At 57.4% G+C, this 24,628-nt stretch carries 20 protein-coding genes; 8 read left to right on the top strand and 12 right to left on the bottom strand.

Annotated elements, in window-relative coordinates; translation table 11 throughout:
• Positions 1 to 18: 18 nt before the first annotated feature.
• From lptA to OSH09_RS08740, 4 genes are read right to left on the bottom strand one after another with little or no spacing between them, the layout of a single operon-like run.
• On the bottom strand, positions 19 to 669 hold the full coding sequence (lptA, locus tag OSH09_RS08725) for a lipopolysaccharide transport periplasmic protein LptA (RefSeq protein ID WP_266120757.1): 651 nt from the start codon (positions 667 to 669) through the stop codon (positions 19 to 21).
• A complete protein-coding gene (gene lptC, locus OSH09_RS08730) occupies positions 666 to 1,286 on the bottom strand; it encodes an LPS export ABC transporter periplasmic protein LptC (RefSeq protein ID WP_222668903.1) in 621 nt (206 codons plus the stop codon). The genes lptA and lptC overlap by 4 nt, the downstream gene beginning before the upstream one ends.
• A 2-nt stretch (positions 1,287 to 1,288) precedes the next feature.
• Positions 1,289 to 1,894 carry a KdsC family phosphatase gene (locus OSH09_RS08735; protein ID WP_266120758.1) on the bottom strand — a complete coding sequence of 202 codons (606 nt, stop codon included), beginning with the start codon at positions 1,892 to 1,894 and terminating at the stop codon, positions 1,289 to 1,291.
• 2 nt (positions 1,895 to 1,896) lie between these two features.
• Positions 1,897 to 2,886: a KpsF/GutQ family sugar-phosphate isomerase gene (locus tag OSH09_RS08740; RefSeq protein WP_266120759.1), complete on the bottom strand. Its 990-nt coding sequence runs from the start codon at positions 2,884 to 2,886 to the stop codon at positions 1,897 to 1,899.
• Between the two features lie 157 nt (positions 2,887 to 3,043).
• Here OSH09_RS08740 and OSH09_RS08745 point away from each other — a divergent pair, with 157 nt between their 5' ends.
• The 7 genes from OSH09_RS08745 (at position 3,044) to OSH09_RS08775 (ending at position 10,622) form a co-directional block, all read left to right on the top strand.
• Positions 3,044 to 3,610 (top strand): GbsR/MarR family transcriptional regulator, encoded by a 567-nt coding sequence (locus OSH09_RS08745; protein WP_207872301.1) that lies wholly within the window; start codon positions 3,044 to 3,046, stop codon positions 3,608 to 3,610.
• Positions 3,603 to 5,186 (top strand): cytochrome ubiquinol oxidase subunit I, encoded by a 1,584-nt coding sequence (locus tag OSH09_RS08750; RefSeq protein WP_266120760.1) that lies wholly within the window; start codon positions 3,603 to 3,605, stop codon positions 5,184 to 5,186. The genes OSH09_RS08745 and OSH09_RS08750 overlap by 8 nt, the downstream gene beginning before the upstream one ends.
• Before the next feature lie 15 nt (positions 5,187 to 5,201).
• Positions 5,202 to 6,353, top strand: coding sequence for a cytochrome d ubiquinol oxidase subunit II (cydB, locus tag OSH09_RS08755; protein WP_266120761.1), 1,152 nt, complete (start codon positions 5,202 to 5,204; stop codon positions 6,351 to 6,353).
• Between the two features lie 14 nt (positions 6,354 to 6,367).
• Positions 6,368 to 6,508 carry a cytochrome bd-I oxidase subunit CydX gene (gene cydX / locus OSH09_RS08760; RefSeq protein WP_045929585.1) on the top strand — a complete coding sequence of 47 codons (141 nt, stop codon included), beginning with the start codon at positions 6,368 to 6,370 and terminating at the stop codon, positions 6,506 to 6,508.
• Positions 6,509 to 8,209: a thiol reductant ABC exporter subunit CydD gene (cydD, locus tag OSH09_RS08765; RefSeq protein WP_243430152.1), complete on the top strand. Its 1,701-nt coding sequence runs from the start codon at positions 6,509 to 6,511 to the stop codon at positions 8,207 to 8,209.
• Entirely contained in the window at positions 8,206 to 9,900 is a 1,695-nt protein-coding gene (gene cydC / locus OSH09_RS08770) for a thiol reductant ABC exporter subunit CydC (protein WP_266120762.1), read from the top strand. The genes cydD and cydC overlap by 4 nt, the downstream gene beginning before the upstream one ends.
• A 170-nt stretch (positions 9,901 to 10,070) precedes the next feature.
• Positions 10,071 to 10,622, top strand: coding sequence for an adenine phosphoribosyltransferase (locus OSH09_RS08775; protein ID WP_207872297.1), 552 nt, complete (start codon positions 10,071 to 10,073; stop codon positions 10,620 to 10,622).
• A gap of 142 nt (positions 10,623 to 10,764) precedes the next feature.
• On the opposite strand, the gene OSH09_RS08780 is transcribed toward OSH09_RS08775, so the two are convergent.
• From OSH09_RS08780 to OSH09_RS08795, 4 genes are all read right to left on the bottom strand, one after another.
• Positions 10,765 to 13,566 carry an autotransporter domain-containing protein gene (locus OSH09_RS08780; RefSeq protein WP_266120763.1) on the bottom strand — a complete coding sequence of 934 codons (2,802 nt, stop codon included), beginning with the start codon at positions 13,564 to 13,566 and terminating at the stop codon, positions 10,765 to 10,767.
• A gap of 419 nt (positions 13,567 to 13,985) precedes the next feature.
• Positions 13,986 to 14,480, bottom strand: a complete 495-nt coding sequence (locus OSH09_RS08785; RefSeq protein WP_266120764.1) for a HugZ family pyridoxamine 5'-phosphate oxidase — start codon at positions 14,478 to 14,480, stop codon at positions 13,986 to 13,988.
• A 160-nt stretch (positions 14,481 to 14,640) separates the two neighbouring features.
• Positions 14,641 to 18,582, bottom strand: a complete 3,942-nt coding sequence (locus OSH09_RS08790) for a DUF3683 domain-containing protein (protein WP_266120765.1) — start codon at positions 18,580 to 18,582, stop codon at positions 14,641 to 14,643.
• A gap of 146 nt (positions 18,583 to 18,728) precedes the next feature.
• Complete coding sequence (locus tag OSH09_RS08795; protein ID WP_207872293.1) at positions 18,729 to 19,271, bottom strand: YqaA family protein; 543 nt, start codon at positions 19,269 to 19,271, stop codon at positions 18,729 to 18,731.
• 150 nt (positions 19,272 to 19,421) lie between these two features.
• Between OSH09_RS08795 and ilvA the strand changes: the two genes are divergently transcribed.
• Positions 19,422 to 20,930 carry a threonine ammonia-lyase, biosynthetic gene (gene ilvA, locus OSH09_RS08800; RefSeq protein ID WP_207872292.1) on the top strand — a complete coding sequence of 503 codons (1,509 nt, stop codon included), beginning with the start codon at positions 19,422 to 19,424 and terminating at the stop codon, positions 20,928 to 20,930.
• Positions 20,931 to 21,103: 173 nt separating this feature from the next.
• On the opposite strand, the gene OSH09_RS08805 is transcribed toward ilvA, so the two are convergent.
• The 4 genes from OSH09_RS08805 to phoR form a co-directional block, all read right to left on the bottom strand.
• Entirely contained in the window at positions 21,104 to 22,117 is a 1,014-nt protein-coding gene (locus tag OSH09_RS08805; RefSeq protein WP_266120766.1) for a 5-oxoprolinase subunit C family protein, read from the bottom strand.
• Entirely contained in the window at positions 22,114 to 22,812 is a 699-nt protein-coding gene (pxpB, locus tag OSH09_RS08810; protein WP_266120767.1) for a 5-oxoprolinase subunit PxpB, read from the bottom strand. The genes OSH09_RS08805 and pxpB overlap by 4 nt, the downstream gene beginning before the upstream one ends.
• A 2-nt stretch (positions 22,813 to 22,814) precedes the next feature.
• Positions 22,815 to 23,246 (bottom strand): VOC family protein, encoded by a 432-nt coding sequence (locus tag OSH09_RS08815; RefSeq protein ID WP_153231128.1) that lies wholly within the window; start codon positions 23,244 to 23,246, stop codon positions 22,815 to 22,817.
• An 80-nt stretch (positions 23,247 to 23,326) separates the two neighbouring features.
• On the bottom strand, positions 23,327 to 24,625 hold the full coding sequence (gene phoR / locus OSH09_RS08820) for a phosphate regulon sensor histidine kinase PhoR (RefSeq protein ID WP_266120768.1): 1,299 nt from the start codon (positions 24,623 to 24,625) through the stop codon (positions 23,327 to 23,329).
• Between the last annotated feature and the right edge of the window lie 3 nt (positions 24,626 to 24,628).

Raw genomic sequence — 24,628 nt, forward strand, 5'->3', positions numbered from 1 at the left:
GATTCAGAGGTGTCCGGGCTATTTGCGGGGGGAGGACTTGCGTTGGCATTCGGCCAGAGCAGCGTCGGCATTGGCGCGTGGGCGGGCAACGGAGCGCACCCGGCCATCACGTGTGGCAGATTCGGAGCCACCAAAAGCCTGGTAGGTGCCGTCTTTCTGGCGGTAAACAATGCGCTGACCCTGAATGGTGTCCTGCAACTTGCCGCAGACATAGCGGTTGACTACAGCTTTGCCAATCAGCTCGACTTCTTCTGTCTTGCCGTTATAAATGCCTCGGACGCCTTCGGCGACCAGAAGCTCAAACTTGGCGGGATCTTCCTGGCGAATAGTCACACGGGCGCGCTCGGTTACCGTCGCGGTGCCATGCTGGAAACCTTCCGCGTCCTGCTCGATAGCCAGTTGGTCGGCCATCAAGGTCATGGCGCCACGGGTCAGGATGATGTTGCCCTTGTAGATAGTCTGCTTGGCAATATCGTCGTAGGTCAGGGTGTCGGACAGCACGGAAGTGTCTGGTTCGGCGGCAGCAGGGGCAGCCGCCTGGGCCAGAGCAGGGGCCGTAGGCAGCAAAGCCAGGCTTGCAGTGCTCAGGCACAGGGCCAGGGCACCACGCAAAAGGCTAAAGGAGAGCTTGGGCTTGTGGCCCAGGCGGGCGCTGTCAGGCGTGATCATTGAGGGGAATCCTTAGAGCTATTGGAAGAACGCGCTTTTTGTGTTTGTTGGCCCGAGATTTTAACGTCGGATTCCGACATGACGTTCAATTGGCGAACGCGATTATCGTAACGCATACCGGTACCGCGCATGGTGGACTGACCATTCACGACCAAAGCCGGTTCGTTGGTGTAGACCACGTCCTCTTCGGGCAGGATGATCAGCACTTCGCTGCGCACATCCATGGCCTCTTCTTCAGGGGTCGCCTGGCGGTGGATGTGGGCATTGCCTGTCATGGTGATCGTATCGCCGCCCGCATTCATATGCGCTGTGTCCGAGGTGGCGATGGTCAAGGGCGAATCGGCCCGGTTGCTGACTGCGCGCGGGGACGTGATGTCGTGCGAGTCGTCATCGGGATAGTGGTAGGCAATGACCCCGTCCAGACGGCTGATGGCCTTGCCGCTTTGATCAGTACTGATCATGGTGAAGTCGCGCGCCCAGGAGTCGGGCTCGTGGGTGATACGGCGCGGGGGATCAATAGCCACCGAGCTTTGGGTGTAATCGACCGCCCACAAGGTTGCCAGCACCAGCATGGCCAGCAGCAACAGGGAAATGACGGTGGGTAGACGGTCACGCATGATTACTGAATGACTCCGGTCGTTTTCAGCGGACCACCGGTAATAAAGGGGGCCAGACGATGTTGGGCAGCCAGAATGGTGTCACAGCATTCGCGCACCGCACCTTGACCGGCGGGCAGCGTGGCGACCCAACTGGCGATCTGACTAATATAGAAAGGGGCTTCAGGCACGCTGGCGGAAAAACCCACGCGCTGCATGGCGGGCAAATCGATCAGATCGTCGCCCATATAGCCCACTTCGCTCAAGGACAGGCCATTTTCCTGGGCAATCTGGGTCAGGATAGCAATTTTGTCGCGTACGCCCTGATGAACAAAAGGAATGCCCAGCTCGGCGGCGCGGCGCGACACAATGCCGCTTTCACGGCCCGTAATCAGGGCCACGTTGATTCCGCTTTCGCCCAACATGCGCAAACCATGCCCGTCCAGCGCATGGAAACTTTTGAATTCTTCGCCGTTCTCGCTGTACCACAGGCGGCCGTCTGTCAGTACGCCGTCCACGTCAAACACCATCATGCGCAACTGACGTAATTGGTTGCGTACGTTTTCAGGCAGCTTGGCCAGAATCTGGGCTTCAGCAGGGTGGATGGGGGTAGTGGGCGTATTCATCATGATCAGATTACCTTTGCAGCCAACAGGTCGTGCATGTGCAGAGCTCCCAATAATAGCCCGTTTGCGTCCAGAACCAGCATTTGGCTGATACGCAGGGCATCCATTTGCTCGGCTGCTTCAATGGCTAGGGCTTCGGCTGCAATGCTGCGTGGGTCGCGCGACATACCGGCGGAAACGGGCAGGGTACGAATGTCGCCTTCGCGTGCAATCAGGCGGCGCAGGTCGCCATCCGTGAACATTCCGACGGGATGGCCTTGTGCGTCCGTGACAATCGTCATGCCCATACCCTTGCTGGACATTTCGGCCAGGGCATCGGGAACCAGGGTGTCGGCGGCGACAATGGGCAGTTGCTCTCCACTACGCATAATGTCGCGCACAAACGTCAGTAATTGACGACCCAGGGCCCCACCGGGGTGGGAGCGGGCGAAATCTTCGCGGCTAAAGCCTCGTGCTTCCAGGCAAGCAACGGCAAGTGCATCCCCTAATACTAAAGCGGCGGTAGTGCTGGCCGTTGGAGCCAGATTGAGCGGGCAGGCTTCGTGCTCCACATGCGCATCCAGATGCAGGTCCGCGTTTTGGGCCAGCTCGGACTGGGCATTACCGGTGATGGCAATCAGCTTGGCTCCCATGCGGCGCAACACGGTCAGAATCGTGACCAGCTCTTGAGCCTGACCAGAGTAGGAAATGGCAATGACCACGTCCTGCTTGGTAATCATGCCCAGATCGCCATGCAGGGCCTCGGCCGCGTGCATGAAAAAGGCAGGGGTTCCGGTAGAGGCCAGGGTAGCCGCGATTTTGCGGGCGACATGGCCGGACTTGCCAATACCCGTCACCACGACGCGGCCCTGGCAGTGCACGAGCAGCTTGGTGGCTTCGACAAAGCTCTGGTCCAAACGGGTGCCAAGCGCCTGCAAGGCTTCAACTTCAATGTCGAAGGTGCGACGTGCCGAGGACAGGATATGCGCGGGATCGAAAAGTGCCGTTGTATTCATGGCGAAATTGTAAACGTGAAGTGTCTGCTTGGCATGCAGATTTGCAGGAGGCAAATTGTAAGGTCAGAAGCCTTTGGACCAGTGGCAAGCTGAATAGTTTAGGGTTAAGATACACCCTGTTTTGTAATTTCAGTAATTACTGAAAATTCAGGAAGCCATGAATCTAGGACCACAGGCAGAGCGTTTTATTCTGCACTTTGGGGAGATGGGCGGGCGCTGGGGAGTCAACCGTACGGTGGGCCAGATCTATGCGTTGCTGTTCATTGCACCCGAAGCCCTCCACGCCGACGAGATTGCTGAAACGCTAGGCATCTCTCGTTCCAATGTCAGCATGAGCTTGCGCGAGTTGCAGTCCTGGCGACTGGTCAACATGACGCACAAGATCGGCGAGCGCCGGGAATACTTTGAATCTCCCAAGGATATTTGGGAGATTTTCCGCACTTTGGTGGAGGAGAAACGCAAGCGCGAGATAGATCCCACATTGACCTTATTGCGAAGTATCCTAATGGAAGCGCCTGTAAATGAAGAAGAAGAATATGGGCAGCAGCGCATTAACGAAATGCTGGAGTTGATCGAGTTGGCTTGTGGTTGGTTTGACGAGGTTCATCACTTACCGCCCGAGACCCTGCAAAATCTGATGCGTTTAGGTAGCAAAGTTCAGAAAGTGCTGGGTTTCGCCGGAAAGATTCGCAAAGCTGATCAAACTGGGGGTCGTCATGATTGATCTGGATGTCGTTACCTTATCGCGGCTGCAATTTGCTTCCACCGCGATGTTTCACTTTTTGTTTGTACCCTTGACGCTAGGCCTGTCGTTTTTGCTGGCCATTATGGAAAGCGTTTATGTCATGACGGGCAAAGCCATCTGGCGCCGCATGACCAAGTTCTGGGGCGTACTCTTTGGCATTAACTTTGCCTTGGGCGTGGCCACCGGGATTGTGATGGAATTTCAGTTCGGCATGAACTGGGCCTATTACAGTCACTATGTAGGCGATATTTTCGGAGCGCCACTAGCCATTGAAGGATTAATGGCTTTTTTCTTGGAAGCTACCTTTGTCGGCCTGTTCTTTTTTGGCTGGGACCGTCTCTCCAAACTGGGACACCTGATCGTTACCTGGCTGGTCGCTATCGGCACCAATCTGTCGGCTCTGTGGATTCTGGTCGCTAACGGCTGGATGCAGAACCCGGTCGGCGCCATCTTCAACCCCCACACCATGCGTATGGAAATGACCGACTTTGCCGAGGTCATTCTCAATCCCGTTGCGCAAGCCAAAGTTGTTCATACCGTTAGTGCCGGTTACGTTCTGGGTGCCATGTTCGTCATGGGCATCAGCGCCTGGTACTTGCTGCGTGGCCGTAATATTGATTTGGCCAAGCGTTCCATGACAGTAGCGGCCAGTTTCGGTTTGGCGGCGTCCCTGTCCGTGGTGGTTCTGGGTGATGAAAGTGGTTACCTGACCACTGAACACCAGCAAATGAAGATTGCGGCCATGGAATCCATGTGGGAAACCGAGGAAGCACCAGCGAGCTTCAATCTTATAGCCTGGCCGGATCAGGAAGCCCGTGAAAACCGCTTTGCCGTGGAAATTCCCTGGGTGATGGGGCTGATCGGGACACGTTCCGTCAGTACCCCCATGATGGGTATTAACGAGCTGGTGGAGCACGCCAAGATCCGAATCGCCAATGGCTTGCGGGCTTATGAGGCACTTCAGCTAGTACGTGCCGATGCCAGCAATATCGAGGCCCGTCGCGTCTTTGACAATAACTGGAAGGACCTGGGTTACGCCTTGCTGCTCAAGCGCTATACCGAAGACATCACCAAAGCGGATACCGACACTATTGCTCAGGCTGCCTGGGATACGGTGCCACAGGTTGCGCCTTTGTTCTGGAGCTTCCGTGTGATGGTAGCGTTGGGCCTGTACTTCATCCTGTTCTTTGGCGTGGCTTTTGTGCTGGCATCGCGTGACCGTCTGCAGCGTCACCCGCGTCTGCTCAAAGCGGCTGTCTGGAGTATTCCCCTTCCCTGGATTGCGATCGAATGTGGCTGGTTTGTGGCCGAGTTCGGACGCCAGCCCTGGGCGATTGAAGGTGTCCTGCCCACGTACTATGCGGCTTCCGGTTTGTCCTTTGTGGATCTGATGATCAGTATGAGCATCTTCTTGCTGCTCTATTCCACGTTGGCGGTGATCGGTATCAAGGTCATGCTGCACTCGATACGCAAAGGTCCGGATGACGAGAGCGCCACAGCGACACCGTCCGCTTTGTCTTATGGTTCGCGCAACGCTCCGTTGCTGCGCGGTTAAGGAGAGGGAACCATCATGGATAATTTGATTCTTCTCGATTACGACACCTTGCGCATCATCTGGTGGTTGCTGCTGGGCGTTTTGCTGGCGGCCTTTGCCATCATGGACGGGGCTGACCTGGGTGTGGCGATGGTGTTGCCACTGGTTGCTCGCAGCGATGACGAGCGACGCACGCTGTACAACGTGATTGGTCCGGTCTGGGAAGGTAACCAGGTCTGGCTGATTGTGGCCGGTGGCGTGGCTTTTGCGGCCTGGCCCTTGCTGTATGCCATGGCGTTCTCGGGCTTTTACCTGGCCATGATGCTGCTCCTGGTGGCCTTGATTGTCCGCCCGGTTGCCATCAAATACCGCAGCAAACTCAGCTCTACGCGCTGGCGTCGTAACTGGGACGCGATCTGGACTGCTTCGGGTCTGGTTTGTGCTCTGGTGTTCGGGGTGGCCATTGGTAACGTCATGCTGGGTGTGCCGTTTGGCTTTGACCCCACGACGCTGCGTCCTATGTACCACGGCAACTTCTTCGGCCTGTTCCAGCCCTTTGCCGTCTTGTGTGGCCTGCTTAGCGTGTTGATGCTGGCTTTCCAGGGGGCGGTTGTGGTGGCTTGGAAGGGCAGTGATCAGGTTGCTCGACGTGCACGTGCCTGGGCCATGCCTTTGGGTCTGCTTTCTATTCTGGCCTTTGCGGCAGGTGGTTGGTGGATCAGCGCGATGGATGGCTACAGCATGCCTTGGCCTGAAGTGGCTCATGCCATGTCCAATCCGATTGGTAAAACAGTAGAGATGGTGCAAGGCGCCTGGTTGGCCAACTACCGTACCTGGCCTGCCTTGTGGGCGGCCCCAGTTGTCGGTTTTGTGGGCTTGTTGCTGGGGGCCTTGTTGGCGGGCCGTGGTCGTGGCTTGCTGGCCTTGCTGTTTTCGTCCCTGGCTTTGGGGGGCATCATCCTGACTTTTGGTTTTGCCGTTTTCCCCTTCCTTTTGCCTTCGTCCTTGAACCCCGGTTCCAGCCTGACCTTGTTTGATGCCTCGGCCAGTCATTTGACCTTGTGGATCATGCTGCTGGTGACACTGGTGTTCCTGCCTATCATCGTGCTCTATACATCCTGGGTTTACCGCGTGATGCGGGGCAAAGTGTCGATTGCCAGCATGAACGATTCTTCTCATTCTTACTAAGGAGGCCAGCGCATATGTGGTACTTCTCTTGGGTTCTAGGTTTGGGTTTGGCCTGCGCATTTTCTATCTTGAATGCGATGTGGTTCGAGCTGCGTGAGAACACTGCTTTGCAGAATGCAGCTTCCTCCAAGGCCAATGCAGACATCGAGGTCTGATTGACCCCGCAAAGTCCAACGGCGCAACAGTGGCTGGAGCAATTCTCCAGCCGCGCCCGCACGGCTTTGCGGGTTTCCATGCTGACCCCGGTGCTGGCCGGTGCATTACTGATTCCTCAAGCCTGGTTGCTGGCGCAAATTGTGCAGGCCATTGTGGTCGATGGTTTGCCTTGGACCGGGCAGCTTGTTTCTATCTTGATGGTGGCTGTGCTCTTATTGCTGCGGGCCGCCGTTTCCGCTTTCGGCGAACGCCGTGCCCAGAAGGTTTCAGAACAATTGAAGCAGGGGCTGCGTTCCGACTTGTTTGCCCGGCTGTTTCGCAGTACGGTGCCCCGTTTGCGGGCCAGCAATAGCGGCGAACTGTCCACTAGCCTGATCACGCAAATCGAAGCCCTGGATGGCTTTGTGACGCGCTACATCCCTTGCATGGCGGCTGCGGCTCTGGTGCCGTTGGCATTGGTGCTGGCTGTCTTGCCGGTGGATGGCATTGTGGCTTTGATTTTGCTGCTGAGCACACCCTTGATTCCCTTGTTCATGGCATTGGTCGGTTGGGGGGCAGAAGCCGCCAGCCGAGAGCAGCAGCAAACCACGCTACGTTTATCCGGTTTTTTTGCTGACCGCCTGCGCGGGATCTTTACCCTGAGTCTGATGGGGCGTGGGCAGGATGAGTTGCAGCGTGTCGAACTGGCCAGCCAGGAATTACGTACGCGCACCATGAAAGTGCTGCGTATCGCATTTCTATCGTCCGCCGTACTGGAATTCTTTGCGGCCCTGGGAGTGGCGGGGATCGCTGTCTATATTGGTTTGGGTTACCTGGGCTATCTGGGCGAGTCCTTTTCAGGCATCAGTTTGCAGCAAGGCTTGTTCTGTTTGCTCCTGGCCCCCGAGGCTTACCAGCCATTGCGTCAGTTAGCCGCCAATTATCATGACCGGGCAGCGGCGCGTGCGGCTGCGGTAGAGGTCGACAGACTGTGGGCAAAACTGGGTCAGGATTTGATTCCTGCAGCCCCCACCAGCGCAGACCATGAGGCAGTTTTTCCCAACTTGCCGGTATTGGTATTGCGTCATCTGCATTTGCCGCAGTTGAGCGGGCAGGGGACCTTGCTGGAAGTGCCCGGCCTGCAACTCTATATAGATCAGTCTTACGCTTTGCTGGGCGCCAGTGGCTCTGGCAAAACCAGCTTGCTGGAAAGCCTGATCGGTTTACGGCCTTTAGCGCAGGGTGAAATCCTGCTGCGCAATAGCGACACGGCCGGTCGTTTGCTGACTCGTCACGACGGTGTGGTGCTGATTTCTCAACAAGCCTTTTTAGCCATGGGCACGATTGCCGATGGTTTGCGTCTGGCCGCTCCCCAAGCCAGCGATGAACAGCTTTGGCAAGCTCTGGAACAAGCCTGTGCAGCGGAATTCGTGCGCGCTTTGCCCGATAGCTTGCAGACCGCCTTGGGAGAGGGTGGTTTTGGGCTGTCCGGCGGCCAGATTCAGCGCCTGGCCTTGGCCCGCCTGTTCCTGACGGACCCCCATGTTGTGTTGCTGGATGAACCCAGCTCTCGCCTGGACGCCGCGACACGAGATCGTGTCATGCACAACATTCTTCGTTTCTGCCGGGGCCGTTGTCTGGTCGTAGCGACGCATGACGAGGAGTTGGCCGCCATGTGCTCGAACCAGTTGCGTATCGCCCAAGGAGCCCTGACGGCATGAAAGCATGGTTTCGTCTCCTGGGTTCCAGTTTGCGTGCCCGTCGCGGGGCGGTTCTATTCACTGTCCTTTTAGCCATCAGCACCGTGGCCGCCGGTGTGGGGCTGTTGGGCGTAGCAGGCTGGTTTTTGAGCAGTGCGTTCCTGGCGACGATGGGTATTGTTTTCAACCTGTTTGGCCCGTCGGCCATGATTCGCGGTCTGTCTTTTTGGCGCATCACCTCCCGCTACCTGGAGCGAGTGGTCGGACATGCCCTGACACTGGATCTACAGGTGCGCATACGCAGCCTGGTTTTTGGACGCTTGAGCCGTTTTAGCCAATCCCGTCTGGCTCAGTTCCGGGATGGTGAGCTGGCATCGAGCCTGACGTCTGACGTAGCTATTCTGGATCTGGTGCTCTTGCTGATTCTGGTGCCTTTGACAACAGCAGTTGTGGCGGGGCTGGTATTCAGTGCCGTGCTGCAAACCTGGCTGTCGTGGTGGGCTTGGCTGATTCTGGCTTGTTTGCTGCTGGCCGCCTGCCTGGTTCCTTATGTTTGTGCACGCGGAGCCAGCCGTGCCGCCCAGCAGGTCCATCAGTTGGAGAACCGTCAGCGTGTTCTGGTGCATCAGGCTATTCGTGCTTATGCCGATATCCAGGTGTTTGCCGCGGCTGATGCTGTGCAGGAGCAAGTGGACAAGTTGAGTCAGAAACTGGGGCAAGCTCGTTTGCGCAGCAATGGTTGGGGAATTGTCGGGCAGTTTTCCCAGCAAGTCTTGATGGGCGTGGCCTTGATGACCTGTCTGATCGTGGGCGCACAGCAAGTCAATGTACAAGCCATGAGCGGTCCTTTGTGGGTGGGTCTGGTGCTGGCTTTGCTGGGCCTGTTCGAGATTATGGCTCCCATGATGCGGGGTGCTTCGCGCTTGGGTGAAGTGCAGGCAGCCAGCAATCGCCTGTTGATGATTCTGGATGAGCCACTTGAGGCTGAACAGGAGCAGGGGCAAGTCATTGCCTTGGACAAGCCCGCTTTGCTGGAAATTACAGACCTGAATTTTGCCTATGGTTTGCAGCCCGTGCTGGAGCACTTGTCGCTACGCGTGCCGCCCGGTGAGCACATTGCCATTTTCGGCCCGAGTGGCTCTGGAAAGTCGACCTTGCTAGGCGTGCTGATGCGTCTTCTGCCTGTACCGGGTCAGCAGTATCAGATTGATGGCTTGGCGGCTCAACAGTGGACTCGCGCTAGCTGGTTTGATCATTGCGCCTTGTTAGCCCAGGATTCACCGCTGTTTCTGGGTTCTGTACGAGACAATTTATTGCTGGCCGAACCTGCCGCATCAGAACAGCGTATTTGGCAGGTGCTTCACGATGCGCAGTTAGATGCAGTGGTACGAGATTTGCCGCAAGGCTTGGATACCTGGCTGGGGGAGGGCGGGCAGCAATTGTCCTTGGGACAGCAGCGCCGCTTGTGCCTGGCGCGGGTGCTATTGTCGCCTGCGCATATCTGGTTTCTGGATGAACCCACAGCCAGTCTGGATGGCCCCACCAGCCAGGCCCTGATGCAGGATATTCTGGCGGCAGCGCGGGGCAAAACCGTTATTATGGCGACCCACGATACTCGCTTGCTGCCTTTGCTTGACCAGGTTTATCAGTTCGATGCCGGTCGTTTGCAGGCCGGTTCCAGCACTGGAAAAAATACTTTAGAGCCAAACTAAAAGGACGCGTCGGGTCAAGTCTGCGAGGATTTCTGCTCAATCGCGTCGTATTAGTACAACTTACGGGCACAAGCCGGGCGAGCCCTTGTTGCTGCTGCCCAATTGTGTACACTTGCAACGTATCCAAGAGCGCCCTCCGCGTCCGGATTTTTTGTTGTAGAAGCTTTGACATGCAAATTGATCCCACCCAGTACATCCGTCAAATCATTCGCAATGTGCCGGACTGGCCTAAGCCAGGGGTGACTTTCCGCGATATCACGACGGTCCTGCAAGACCCGCGTTCCTTCCGGGTATTGATTGATCTGTTTGTCTACCGCTACATGGGACAAAAGCTGGATCTGGTGGCGGGTGTGGATGCGCGTGGCTTTATTGTGGGCTCGGTTCTGGCTTACGAACTGAATCTGGGTTTTGTGCCCGTGCGCAAGAAAGGCAAGCTGCCTTTCAATACCGTGGCTGAAGAGTATTCCCTGGAATATGGCAATGCCAGCGTTGAAATGCACACTGACTCTGTGCGTCCTGGACAGCGCGTTTTGCTGATCGACGACCTGATCGCTACCGGTGGCACCCTGTTGGCTGCTGCCCGATTGCTGCAGCGTTTGGGCGCCAACGTAGTGGAAGCCGCTGCCATTATTGATTTGCCTGAGCTGGGTGGATCTAAAGCCGTGAAGGATTCCGGCCTGTCGGTTTACACCGTCTGTAGTTTTAACGAATCTGATCGCTAATCGCTATGTAAGCGGTGTAACGCCGGTTTAGCCTTGTAGCCCGAGTCCCTGCCGTGCTTGAGCATCGCAGGGATTTTTCATGCCCGTCTGTTTGATAGAACACGGGGCTGACGCGCTGTCAGCCCCGTGTTTTTCGTCCTGCTTAGAAACGAACCTTCATGAACAGCGAGCCTGCATGATCCTGATTGCGGCCAAACTGACCTTGGTAGTTCAGACCGAAGGAAGTGCTCTTGCCCGCTTTCAGCTCTGCGCCCAACTCGGCAACAGCGGCATTCTTGGCGATAGGTGCACCGCTGACACGGAAGTTGCTTCCTGGCAAGGCAGCAAAGGCCAGTTCAAGCTCGGGTGTGGTGTCACCCAGGGCATGACGCCAGCCCAAACCTGCACTTAAGGACAGCGTGGTTTTGGACAAGTCCAGTTCCGTGGAGCCACGCAGCCCCAATGTGACAGTGCTTAAGTTCTGGCGTTGCGAGTCACCACGCAAGGCGGCTTGACCACCAGATTCACTGAAGGAGCCGTGACGCAGTTGATGCCAGTTCACACTGGCATAGGGCTCTACGCTGGAGCGAGGGCTGACCGGCATGCGGTAACCCAACTGGGCAAAGGCTTGAATGCTATGCGCTTTGTAGTCTGCCTTCAGTGTTTCACTCTGATGAACGGAGATGGAGCGCTCGCTGTCCAGGCTGTGGCGGGTGTAAGCACCACCAGCCAACAGATTCAGACTACCCGACCCCATTTCCCAAGCCTGTGTGCCGTACAGGGCTGCGCTGTAGCTATTGCTACGCGAGCTCTGACGACGATCATCCAGCTTGATGCGGTTTTCCAGATAACCCAAGGACGCACCAATACGCCAACCTTGCTCGCCGATAGCGGTATCGCCACCCAGGAACAGACCGCCCACTTTGTGGCGTACATCCTGGCTGTTGTCGTCACCATCCAGATCACGTTGCTGATGGATGACTTCAGCCCACAACACAGTATCTTTGCCAGTTGCATTACGAGCGCCCGAAGCTTGTTTGCCCAAGGTGCGGGGCAGCAGGTCGCCGTTGCTCAGCAGGGCGGAGGTGGTGCCTGCATGGATCTGGCCTTGTAACTGCTCCATATAGCCCGCCACGCTGTTGGACTGGGCATTGAGCACCGTGTCATACAGTTCAGCCATCGCGGCTGGTGGCTGGTCCGAGCCGGTATCCAGGGCATTGGCCACGGCTTTCTGGTTGCCGGTACTGGAAAATGCGGCAAACGGCGTGTCATTGCGCTTGATCATCAAGGACAGGCTGGGGCCGTAGAGCAGCGTTGGCGACAGGAAAGCCATCTCGTAAGTGATGTGGCTGTACTGACCTGTCACACCGTTGGCGGCATCCAGAAAGGAATAGGCGACGTTCTGGCGGAAGGGGCCACCGGCCAGTTTCAGTGTGCCGTCGATATGGGCGGCACCGCCTACGACTAAGCGATCTGTCGCACCTGCGGGGCCAACTTCCAGTTCATGTACCGAGCCAGCATGAGCTGTGTAGTCGCCGCTGACGGTTAGCGTGCCAACCGAGTTGCCTGGAGCCAGGGTGCCGTAGTTATCAACTTTAGAAACCGTACCGGAACCACCCAGCGTTCCCTCACGTTCAACGGTCACGGCAGAAGCCAGTGTGCCATTGACGGCCAGACGACCACCGCTGACAGTGGTGTCGCCGGTATAGCTGTTATTGCCCGTCAGCTCCAAAGAGCCGGAGCCGCGCTTGTGCAAGCCGCCTGTGCCATTGATGTCATTGGAGAAAGTCGAGTTGTAGCCCAGCGTGTCTACGTCGAATAGGCGCGTAAATTGTCCGGGGCCTTGTACGGCTTTACCGACGTTCAACAGGCCCCAGCCATAAATGCTGGGGTCACCCATGTCGGTAGCGGTGGTCAACAAAGTTTGTTGCAGGTGATACGCCGTGAAGTAAGGGAAAGCTTCCTTTACCAGGGCAGCACCACCCGCTACGTGCGGAGAGGCCATGGAGGTGCCGCTAAAGGCGACATAGCCGCCCGAGGATTGGACCGAATTAATCCCTGGGTCGTCGTCACCACCGGGGGCGGCCAGACACCACTCGGCTGCCACGCCGCACTTGTTCGCATAGGAGGCTAAAGATCCATCCTCGCCCAGGGCCGTTACCGCCAGCCAATTATCTTTTAGTTCAGGAAACCAGTAGGGGGAGCCAGCCAGCAGGTCGGGATGGTCCTGCGATTCATTGCCGGTGGCAAATACCATCAGGGAGCCTGCATCTACGCTGTTGTGAAAAGCCTCGATAGCCAGTGGTTGCCAATCCAGCACGCCTTCGGGTGAGCCGTAGTCCACGACATTACAGGGTGGTGGGGAGCTGGCGTCGTTGCAACCATTGACTCCCAGGCTGCTGTTGATGATGGGCAGATTGAACTGAGCCAGATAGTTCCAGCCTTGGGAGGCAACGCGGTCGAATGCGGCAGCTTGGTCGCGTGGGTCCGGCTCAAAAGGATCGTTGCCAAGCATGTCATCATCGTCGTCTCTCGTATCGTAGGCGACAGCAAAGAGCTGGCTGTTGAAGGCGACACCGTGCATGCCTACTCCGTCGCGGCGTGCGCCAATAATGCCCGCAACGTGGCTGCCGTGACCTGCTGGAGGATCGGCGTCTATGCCTTGACCGTTGGCATAGTGGGTATCCGTGTTGAAGTCAAAGCCGCCCGCAATCGCACCCGCAAACTCCGGGTGTTTGGCCTCAATCCCCGAGTCCAGATAGCCGACCGTCACGCCCTTGCCAGTAAAACCCAGCGAATAGGCTTTGGCGGCATTGATCATGTCCAGGCCAGGCTGACGTTTGTATTCTTTAGTGCGCCATTGCTCTAGCGAGTTGTCTGGTTCTGCCTGGGCGATGCCCGGCAAAAACAGGCTCAGCAAGGCCATTTGCACTAGCACATAGGTGCTGCGTTTCTTGTTCGACATCTCTTCCTCTCCTGGGTGTTCTTCCATGCTTGGCGGCAACTCGTTTTGAGGACGTGTTGTCGCGTCCTTGTGTGACATTTAACGTCGTGGCCGTTGAATCTTGTAGCGGCGGAATTTACGTTTTGTCATGCTTAGCGTTTGAAACACGCGAAAACGTGCGTCTGCTTCGGAGGGGACGAGAGAAGGAGTGGCGATTTCTCTGGTGGGAAAGGCGTTTAATTGGCGATCAGATTTCTTTGTCTGGAGATCAGTTCGTGACGACTTTGTCGCAAGGTCCGCAATATTTTGGATGCGGACCGGAGCCTGCAAGAGACGAAGGCTCCCCAGTTTGCCGCTGTTTTAAGGTGCTTTGAGGTGGCTATGGCTGGAGTGCGGCGCCAGCGCTTTCAAGGCTTGCTGTGATTGCAAACTTGGGGACTTCAATTGGCCACAGGCTCGGCCAGCAAGGCGCGTACCAGTTCAGGTTTCAAGGTCCGTGCCGCTGCAAACCTGGCAATATGGCGCACCCTGACCAGGTCCAGGGCAAAGAAATGGAAATCCGTAAAGCTGCTCAGAAATTCCATATCGGGAAAGCGGGCGGTATAGGCCTGCTTGGCCTGTTCCCAGTCGGGCTGCTCGCGCTCCAGTTTGCGGGCCAGCATCTGAAAGGTGACACGGGGCAGGTCATGGACGGCATCCTGGCCCTGTTCGCTTTGGCTGACCATCAGACTGGCATCGGGGCGTTGCAGCAAATAACGGGTATGAGCCGCCATTTCGCTGATGTGGATGATGATGTTGGCTTGCTCGGGGCAGATCGCAAAGGGGACGCGGGAGACTACCGGCAATCCCTGATTGCTGAGGGTTCCCAGCGACGCGGTGCGTTCGCTGCGGAGCAGAGCTTGCAGGCTGATTAGCAATGGATCATCAACAGACATAAAAACACCTATTCTGAAAAAGCTTCCATACTGCGTTTTGGGCTGGAGGCACCCTGAGGGAGATTACCTCGGGCGGCCCAGCAGCAAAAAATACCCACACAGCACTTACAAAACAGGCCGACATGAAGCCGGCCTGTTCAGGGGGAGTGAGGCGTGTGGTTTACACCAGAACGCGTTCAATACCACCATCATTGGCGTGGCGTACGTAGTCCGCCATCCAGTTCTCGCCCAGCATGTGCTTGGCCATTTCCACCACGATGTAGTCCGCATCCATCTTGGTTTCGTCCTCGTAACGGGACAAACCTTGCAGGCAGGACGGACAGGAAGTCAGCACTTTGACTTCGCCTTGGAAGCCATCGGCGCGGACTGCATCCTGGTTCTTCTGCAGTTCTTCGTGCTTGCGGAAACGGATTTGCGTGGAGATATCCGGACGCGACACAGCCAGCGTGCCGGACTCACCACAGCAACGATCTGCCTTGATGGTGCTGTCGCCCACCAGGGATTTGACCGTTTTCATGGGGTCTTGCAGCTTCATGGGGCTGTGGCAAGGGTCGTGGTACATGTAGCGCACGCCTTGTACGTCTTCCAGCTTCAAGCCTTTTTCCAGCAGATATTCGTGGATGTCGATCAAGCGGCAGCCAGGAAAAATCTTGTCGAATTCGTAACCTGCCAATTGGTCGTAACAGGTACCACAGCTCACCACCACGGTTTTGATGTCCAGGTAGTTCAGGGTGGTGGCCATGCGGTGGAACAGCACGCGGTTATCGGTGATGATCTTCTCGGCCTTGTCGCTTTGACCGCTGCCACGCTGCGGGTAGCCACAGCACAGGTAGCCAGGAGGCAGAACCGTTTGCACGCCTACATGCCATAGCATGGCCTGTGTTGCCAGACCCACTTGCGAGAACAAGCGCTCCGAACCACAGCCGGGGAAGTAGAACACGGCTTCCGAATCCACCGAGGTAGCTTCAGGGTTACGGATGATAGGTACGTAATCCGAGTTCTCGATATCCAGCAATTTACGGGCAGTCTGCTTGGGCAGGCCACCGGGCATCTTGCGGTTGATGAAGTGGATGACCTGTTCACGGATCGGTGCTTTGCCAATAGTGGCTGGTGGGGCACTGACCTGTTTGCGTGCAGGAGCCGCCAGCAGATTGTGTACAGCGCGCTGGGCCTTGTAGCCCACTTCAATCATGGCGGTACGGGTGGCCTTGATGACGCGCGGGTCCTTGGCGTTCAGGAAGAACATGGCCGCGGCCGAGCCCGGATTAAAGGACTTCTTGCCCATGCGGTTCAGCAAGGAACGCATTTCCATGGACACATCACCAAAGTCGATATCCACCGGACAGGGGTTGTAGCACTTGTGGCACAGGGTGCAGTGGTCGCCTACATCTTCAAACTCTTCCCAGTGCTTCAGGCTGATCCCGCGACGCGTTTGCTCTTCGTACAGGAAGGCTTCGATCAGCAAGGAGGTGGCCAGAATCTTGTTGCGGGGCGAGTACAGCAGGTTGGCACGTGGCACGTGGGTGGCACAGACCGGTTTGCATTTACCGCAGCGCAAGCAGTCCTTGATGGCGTGGGAGATGGAACCGATTTCGCTGCGTTGCATGATCAGCGATTCGTGGCCCAGCAGGTTGAAGCTGGGGGTCCAGGCGCGGCTTAAATCCGCACCGGGCATCAGCTTGCCTGCGTTGAAGTGGTTGTCAGGGTCCACTTCACGCTTGTAGTTCTGGAAGGGTTCCAGCTCTTCTTGCGTCAGGAATTCGTACTTGGTCAGACCAATGCCGTGCTCGCCGGAAATCACGCCATCCAGACCGCGCGCAATTTGCATGATGCGGGCCACGGTGACGTTGGCTTGCTGCAGCATGCCGTAATCGTCCGAGTTCACGGGGATGTTGGTGTGTACGTTACCGTCACCGGCGTGCATGTGCAGAGCCACAAACACACGGCTTTTCAGCACGCGGTCGTGAATGGCTTGCAGTTCGGTCAGTACCGCCGCGCAATCGGCGCCAGGGAAAATGTGTTCCAGGCTTTCACGGATTTCGCTCTTCCAGGAAGTGCGGATCGTGTGATCTTGCAGAAGCTGAAAAATCGAGGTGCTCGGGTCTTCTTGCAGACGGGCGTCGATAGCGGCGCTGTCCAGCGGCACACCAATTTCAGCCAGATCAGCCCGTGAGTCTTGCAGGGGCTTGTCCAGATTGTCTTGTAACCACTGCCAGCGTTGGCGTACGTCGCGTACGATCTGGAGGGCGTCGTGACGGCGCTCGTCCAGGATTTCTTCGCGTGTGTGCTCGGCATCATTGTGGTCTTCGATCTTGCCTACGGGCAGATCGCCCTGCAGGAAGTCTTCCAGTTCACGGGTCAAGCGCAGCTTGTTGTCCGTGGACAGTTCAATATTGATGCGTTCGATCTCTTCGGTGTACTCACCCATGCGGCGCAGGGGGATCACCACGTCTTCGTTGATCTTGAAGGCGTTAGTGTGGCGGGCAATGGCGGCGGTACGGGAACGGTCAGCCCAGAATTTCTTGCGGGCTTCGGCGCTGACGGCTACAAAGCCTTCACCGGAACGGCCATTGGCCAGGCGCACTACTTCAGAGGCGGCGGTCGCTACGGCATCGGGATCGTCGCCCACGATGTCGCCAATCAAGACCATCTTGGGCAGGCCATCACGCTTGCTCTTGGTGGCGTAGCCTACGGCACGCAGATAACGCTCGTCCAAGTGCTCCAGACCAGCCAGAATGGCGCCGATGCGCTTGCCTTCGCCGTTCAGGTAGTCAATGACTTCCACAATGGAGGGCACGGCCTGTTTGGCCTGGCCGAAAAACTCCATACAGACGGTGCGTGTATGCGCAGGCATGCGGTGCAAGACCCAGCGGGCTTGCGTGATCAGGCCATCACAGCCTTCTTTCTGAATACCGGGCAGGCCAGCCAGGAATTTGTCGGTAACGTCTTTACCCAGGCCTTCCTTGCGGAAGCGGCGGCCTTCAATGTGCAGCGTCTCGCTGCGCAGCAATTGAGCGCCAGGGGCGTAGCGGCCATCAAACCATTTGACTTCAAAGTGGGCCATTTCCACGTCGTGGATCTTGCCCATATTGTGCTCAAGGCGGGTGACTTCCAGCCAGTTGCCCTGAGCATCCACCATGCGCCACCAGGCGAGGTTATCCAGTGCGGTCCCCCACAGCACGGCTTTTTTACCACCGGCGTTCATGGCGATATTGCCGCCCACACAGGAGGCATCGGCCGAAGTCGGATCAACCGCAAATACAGTGCCGGCCGCTTCGGCGGCGTCAGCCACACGACGGGTGACGACACCCGCACCAGTCAGGATGGTGGTGACGGGTTCGCTCATGCCGGGCAGCGTGGATTGCTCCGGCTTGCCAATGGCGTCCAGCTTTTCAGTATTGATGACTACCGAGCGCCAGCTAAGCGGAATAGCGCCGCCGGTGTAGCCTGTGCCACCCCCACGCGGGATGATGGTCAGCTTCAGCTCGATACAGGCACGAACCAGCGCGGCCATCTCGTTTTCGTGATCGGGGGTGAGCACGACAAAGGGATATTCCACCCGCCAGTCGGTGGCGTCGGTGACGTGCGAGACACGGGACAGACCATCGAACTTGATGTTGTCTTTAGCGGTCAGGCGCGAGAGCGAGCGCACGATCTGCTGGCGCAGGGCGCGGGTATCGGTAAATTCTTGTTCAAACGCAGCCACGGCACCACGGGCAGCGTGCAACAGGCGCAAAACCTTGGCATCGCGATCGGGCACGGCGCTATCACGGCGCTGGTCGATCTCGTTCAGTCTATGGTTCAGGGCTTCGATCAGTTGATGCTGGCGCTTGGGATTGTCCAGCAGATCGTCCTGCAAGTAGGGGTTGCGCTTGACGACCCAGATATCACCCAGCACTTCAAACAGCATGCGGGCAGAGCGGCCGGTACGGCGTTCGGAGCGTAGCTCGGACAGCTTTTCCCAGGCTTCCTCGCCCAGCAGCCGCAGGATAATTTCCCGGTCTGAGTAAGAGGTGTAGTTGTAGGGGATTTCACGCAGGCGCGGCGTGTCATTGTTGCGTGCCTGGGCGGCCAGGTGCTTACTTGCGATGGGGGCGTTCATGGCGATAGTTGGCAAGGCCCGTCAAGGGCGGCTCAGCGAGGAGCAGATAGGCAAAAGACAAGTGTATACGAATCGTAGCCGGGCTGCCCCCTTACTACAGGGCCAAGGCAGGGATAAGGGGGCGTTTGCGGCGAGTTTGCAGCAAATTACCAACCCAGCTTGGGGAAAATCCACAGCAGACCGGCAGTCATGGTGATGTAGCGACCCAGTTTTCCTACCGCCATGTAAAACACGCTGGGCCAAAAAGGCAGGCGTAGCCAACCGGCCACGGCGCACAGCGGATCTCCCACGACAGGTAACCAGGACAGGAGCAGGGCGGGTGGGCCCATACGGGTCAGCCAGCGTTGCCCCAGCTCGTGCCAGCGGCCAGCAGCCTTGTTTTTGGGAGTCTGTTCGTCCTCACCGTCATGCGGGTGCTTCAGGCGCCAGGCTTCATAGGCCTTTTCCGCGCCCAGGCCGGTAGCGTAGCTGATGGCACCGCCCACGGTATTGCCTACCGTGGCAACCAGAACGGCGGGCCAGAACATATGCGGGGACAGGTTGATATAGGCAAATACTGCTGGTTCCGAACCCAGGGGGAGCAAGGTAGCTGACACCAGACTGATGATAAAGATGGCGCTTAGGCCCACTTCGGGCAAAGACAGGGCGGTCAAGAGCCAAGAAATAAGGTCGGAGGTCCAGGCTTGCATAGGAAAAGTGGATGGGTCTCGGAAGGGATAATGGACGCCGGTTAGGGCATCTGCCTATGGTATTCTGTTTTTCTTTCCCGGTGAGCAGTCTCAGGCAGGGGCCTGGCACTGGCCTTGGTGGCAAACCGGTTGTTAATTGAAGCCTGAATCATGTCGAACGATTACCTAAAGCGAATTCTGACCTCGAAAGTGTACGATGTTGCCATCGAAACACCACTTGAACCCGCTCCCCAGGTATCGGCACGAATTAGTAACACGGTGCTGCTTAAGCGCGAAGACTATCAACCTGTTTTTAGTTTCAAGCTGCGCGGTGCCTATAACAAGATGGCCAATCTGTCGGCCGCAGAATTAAAGCGTGGTGTCCTGGCGGCGTCTGCTGGGAACCACGCACAAGGTGTGGCAATGTCAGCGCGCAAGCTGGGCTGCCGCGCCGTTATCGTGATGCCCACCACCACCCCGCAAGTCAAAATTGATGGCGTGCGCAATCTGGGTGGTGAAGTGGTTCTGGTAGGCGAGAGTTATTCCGACTCCTATCAGCACGCCCTGGAACTGCAAAAGAGCGAAGGCCTGACCTTTGTGCACCCCTTTGATGACCCGGATGTTATCGCCGGACAGGGCACAGTGGCCATGGAAATCTTGCAGCAGCACTCTGGCCCTATCGAAGCTGTGTTTGTGGCGATTGGCGGCGGCGGTCTGGCGGCGGGTGTGGCGACCTACATCAAGGCTTTGCGTCCTGAAATTAAAGTGATCGGCGTGCAGACCGAGGACTCCTGTGCCATGGTACGCAGTATCAAGGCAGGCCGGCGCGTGAACTTGTCGGATGTGGGCCTGTTTTCTGATGGCACGGCCGTCAAGCAAGTCGGTTCGGAAACCTTCCGACTGGTGCGTCAGTATGTGGACGACTTTGTGATTGTGGACACGGATGCGATCTGTGCCGCTATCAAAGATGTGTTTCAGGACTCGCGCAGCGTGTTGGAGCCTGCCGGTGCCTTGGCCTTGGCCGGTGCTAAACGCTATGCCGCCCAGCACAAGCTCAAGAACAAAACGCTCATTGCGGTGACTTCCGGCGCGAACATGAACTTTGACCGTATGCGCATGGTGGCAGACCGTGCGGATGTGGGGCAGGCTCGTGAAGCGTTGTTTGCCCTGACTATCCCTGAGGCCAAAGGCAGCTTCCGCCGTCTGTGCGATGCGCTGGGTACGCGTTCAGTTACCGAGTTCAATTACCGCATGTCCAACTCTGAAAAGGCGCATGTCTTTGTGGGTATGTCGATTTCCTCGGAAGCGGAGATCGAAAAGCTGGAAGAGCGTTTCGTGAAGAAAGGCTTTGGCACTTTGAACCTGACGGGCAACGAGCTGGCCAAGACCCATGTACGTCATATGGTGGGTGGGGTATCCAGCCAGGCCACGGACGAAGTCCTGTTGCGTTTCGAGTTCCCGGAGCGCCCCGGCGCCTTGCGCAAGTTCTTGTCCAGCATGAATCAGGACTGGAATATCAGCTTGTTCCACTACCGTAATCAGGGGGATGACTACGGTCGCATCCTGATCGGTATCCAGGTGCCGTCTTCGGACAAGAAAGAGTTCAAGGCATTCCTGGGCAATCTGGGCTACCCACACTGGGACGAGACAGATAACCCGGCTTACAAGCTGTTCCTGTAAGCCCGTGGGTGGCGTAAGGCACTCGCTGTCTTGCGCCAGAAAAAATGAAAACACCTCGCTTGAAAGAGCGAGGTGTTTTTTATTGGAGCTTGAGTTTGATGGCTGTCGTTAGGGCAGACGAACGCGGGACAGTGTCAGATGCTTTGCTAGTACGGGTGGTGTCTTAACAAGCTCTATGCCACACACTGTTTTAAAGCCTGCCGCAACGGTTCCAGGCTGTCATTCAGACGCATAAACGCTTGTTCCTGACGGGCAGACAGGGCATGGGCCTGTTCTGCCGTCACCACCTCAAAGCCCAGATTCTGCCCCGGCAAGCGCTGAGCAACTTGGGCCAGATCCACGCTGGCGACCTGTCCGATTCGAGGATAGCCCCCGGTAGTTTGCCGGTCGGCCATCAGGACAATGGGCTGGCCATCGTTAGGGACTTGGATAGTGCCAAAGCAGGTGGGGGCGGAGAGCAGCTCTTTAGCCGTCTTACGCTGCAAGGGCTGACCCTCCAGGCGATAGCCCATGCGTTCCGAGGCGGGGCTGATGCGATAGCTCTGGTTCTGGAACAGGTCCAGCGATTCGTCAGTAAACAGATCGGCCTGATCCAGAATGACGCGCAGGCGTTCTCGTGGGGCCAAGGCCAGTGCAGCAGGCATGTAAATGCGCAGCTCATCCAGTTCGGCTTGCAGACGGTTTAGTGCGGTTTCGTCATTCATCAGAGGTTGGGCCAGTTGAATCTGATCGCCCTTTTTCAGTGCGCGACCTTCAAACCCGCCCAGGCCAACTCGCATATGGGTGCTTTGGCTGCCCAGCAAGGATTCGACTTGAAAGCCACCGTAGATAGACAGGTAGGTGCGTGCACCCTGGCCGGGCTTGGCTGATAGCAGCGTCAGTGTTTGTCCGGTGCGGGCCAAGGTCGGGCGTAATACCGCCACAGCTTGCCCGTCCAGGCTGGCGTTCAGATCCGCGCCGGTCAGTACAAACAAGGCGGGTTCGTCAAAACGCAGGCTAGGGCCTTGTACGGTAATCTCCAGGCTGGCCAGATCTTGCTCGGCAGCGTTACCTGCCAGTAAATGGGCCAGTCGGTGAGCACGTTCATCCATGGCACCGCTAGGCGAGACGCCCAGATGCTGGTGTCCATAACGGCCCCGGTCTTGCAGGCTGCTCATCATGCCTGGTTTGAGGATATGCACCGTCATGCGGGAGTCCAGTGATCAAACTGTTCGTGGGGCAGGGGCACAAAGCGCACCTGATCGCCGGGGGCGAGCAGGGCAGCGGGCGAGCGCCGGGCATCGAACAGATTAACTGGCGAGCGGCCAATCAAATGCCAGCCGCCAGGAGATTCGTTGGGGTAAATAATGGTTTGCTGGTTGGCAATGGCTACTGAGCCTTTGGGCAGCACGGTGCGAGGAGTGGCACGACGCGGCACATTCAATTGCTCGGGCAAAATGCCCATATAGGGCGCGCCGGGTGCGAAGCCAACCATAAAGACTAATTGCGCCTGACTGCTGTGCAATTCAATGACCTGCTCCTGGCTCAGTCCCAGTTGCTCCGCAATGGCGGGCAGATCAGGGCCGAAAGGGCCGCCGTAGCACACGGGGATATCCACCAGGGCACCGGGTGCGGCCTGATCCTGATTGGCATCCAGCCCAGCCAGTGCCTGGTGAACATAGTCGTGCAGGCGAGCGAGCTGGTCACTGCTGCCATCCGGGTAGAAGTGGATGGCGACAGCCGTAAAGCTGGGGACCAGATCACGGACACAGGCGGGCGCATGGTCGCGTAGCAGGCGTGCAGCGCGGGTGCAGCGCAAACCGGTGTCCAAAGAAAGCTCTCCGCTGAACTGCACCAGCAGACAGCGGTCGCCTTGCTCGCTAAGTTGCCAGGGTTTGTGCATCTTTATTTGGCGAAAAGAGAATCCAGGCTGTTGAACGCTTTGAATTCCAGGGCATTGCCCGAAGGGTCCATGAAGAACATGGTGGCCTGTTCGCCGGGCTCGCCTTTGAAGCGGATGTAGGGCTCGATCACGAATTTGGTGCCAGCGGCAACCAGCTTGTCTGCCAGGGTCTGCCAGGTCGGCATGTCCAGAACGACGCCGAAGTGACGCACGGGGACATTGTGCGCATCGACGGCGCTGGTGGCATTGCTGCCGCATTCCGAAGGGGCCAGGTGAGCCACGATCTGGTGGCCGTAGAAGTTGAAGTCAATCCACTGATCAGAGGATCGGCCTTCGGGACAGCCCAGTGTCTGTCCGTAGAACTGGCGTGCAACGGCCAGATCATGGACCGGAAAAGCCAGGTGGAAAGGGCGCAGCTCGTTGGTATTGGACATGCTTGGCTCCTGTGCGGCATAAGGCCGCCAACGTGGTCTTCAGAGCCGTTTATTGTAGGGCCAAATAGGCCCCACAGGTCCTAGCTGTCCTGGAGTCGAACCCGGCTCTTGGGGAAACGCAACATAAATACGCTGCCTACACCCAGACGGCTCTGGATTTGCAGGTCGGCGTTATGTCGCACGATGATGTGTTTGGTAATGGCCAGGCCCAGGCCGGTCCCGCCGGTGGAGCGCGAACGGCCTTTATCTACTCGGTAAAAGCGTTCGGTCAGGCGGGGAATGTCCTGAGCAGCAATGCCGATACCCGTGTCCTGGACGGAATAACAGGCTTCGCCGCTGTCATTTAAATACCAGCGCACGGTGATGGTGCCATCCTTGGGGGTATAGCGCACCGCATTGGTAATCAGATTGGAGACGGCCGAGCTTAATTCGGTTTCCATGCCTTGAATGGCGATGCGCGGGTCCAGATCCGTGACAAAGCTGTGTTGTCCGCCGGAAATAGCCTCGCCTTGTTTCAGCGCGCTTTCAATTAACTGGCTGACTTGCACGGTTTCCCCTTCCACGGTGGGGGAGGACTCCAGCGAGGACAAGGTCAGCAAGTCGGACACAATCGACTGCATGTGGCGCGTCTGCTCCAGCATCATCTGTTCGTAGCGCTGACGCTGCTCCAGAGGCAGGCTCTCGGGGGGCATATCCTGCAGGGTTTCCAGAAAACCCAGCAAGACGGTCAAAGGGGTACGCAGTTCATGGGAAACATTGGCCACAAAGTCCTTGCGGGTGGTCTCCAGCATTTCGACCTGGGTGACATCGCGGGTCACGATCAGGAACTGGCCCAGGCCATAGGGGGTCAATTGCAGCAGCAAGGAGCGTTCACGCCCGTCTTTGCTCAGATGCAGCAGCAAGGGGCCGTCCCACTTGGGCAGGCGGGCGTAACGAGAAAACTCGGGTTCGCGCAGAATATTGAAGATGCTGTGATGGCGGTCCGTGGCCAGATTCAAACCTATGTGCTCACAGGCGGTCTGGTTGCACCATTGCAATTCCATATCCCCGTTCAGGGTAATGGCGCCATCGGGCAGGGCCTCGGCGGCCATCATGATGCCGTCTACGTAACGGTTCAGATCCTGGATTTCTTGCCGATCACGCCGCAATTGGCGGTAGATGGGAGCCAGGATGGCGTCCCAAGGACCAACGGCAGGGGGCGGGGGATCATTCAGATTGCGGGTCCAGCGCTCAACGCGGGACAACTGCAAGGTGCTGATGACAACCAGCATCAGCAAACCACCGCAAAATAAAGCCAGACCGATGAATGGACCTAGCCACCAACCGATCAAGCTGCCCAACAGGGCCCAGATAACAATAGACGTAAATATGCTGAACATGGG

This window comes from Alcaligenes parafaecalis, assembly GCF_026344135.1.
In the GTDB taxonomy this organism is placed as follows: domain Bacteria; phylum Pseudomonadota; class Gammaproteobacteria; order Burkholderiales; family Burkholderiaceae_B; genus Alcaligenes; species Alcaligenes parafaecalis.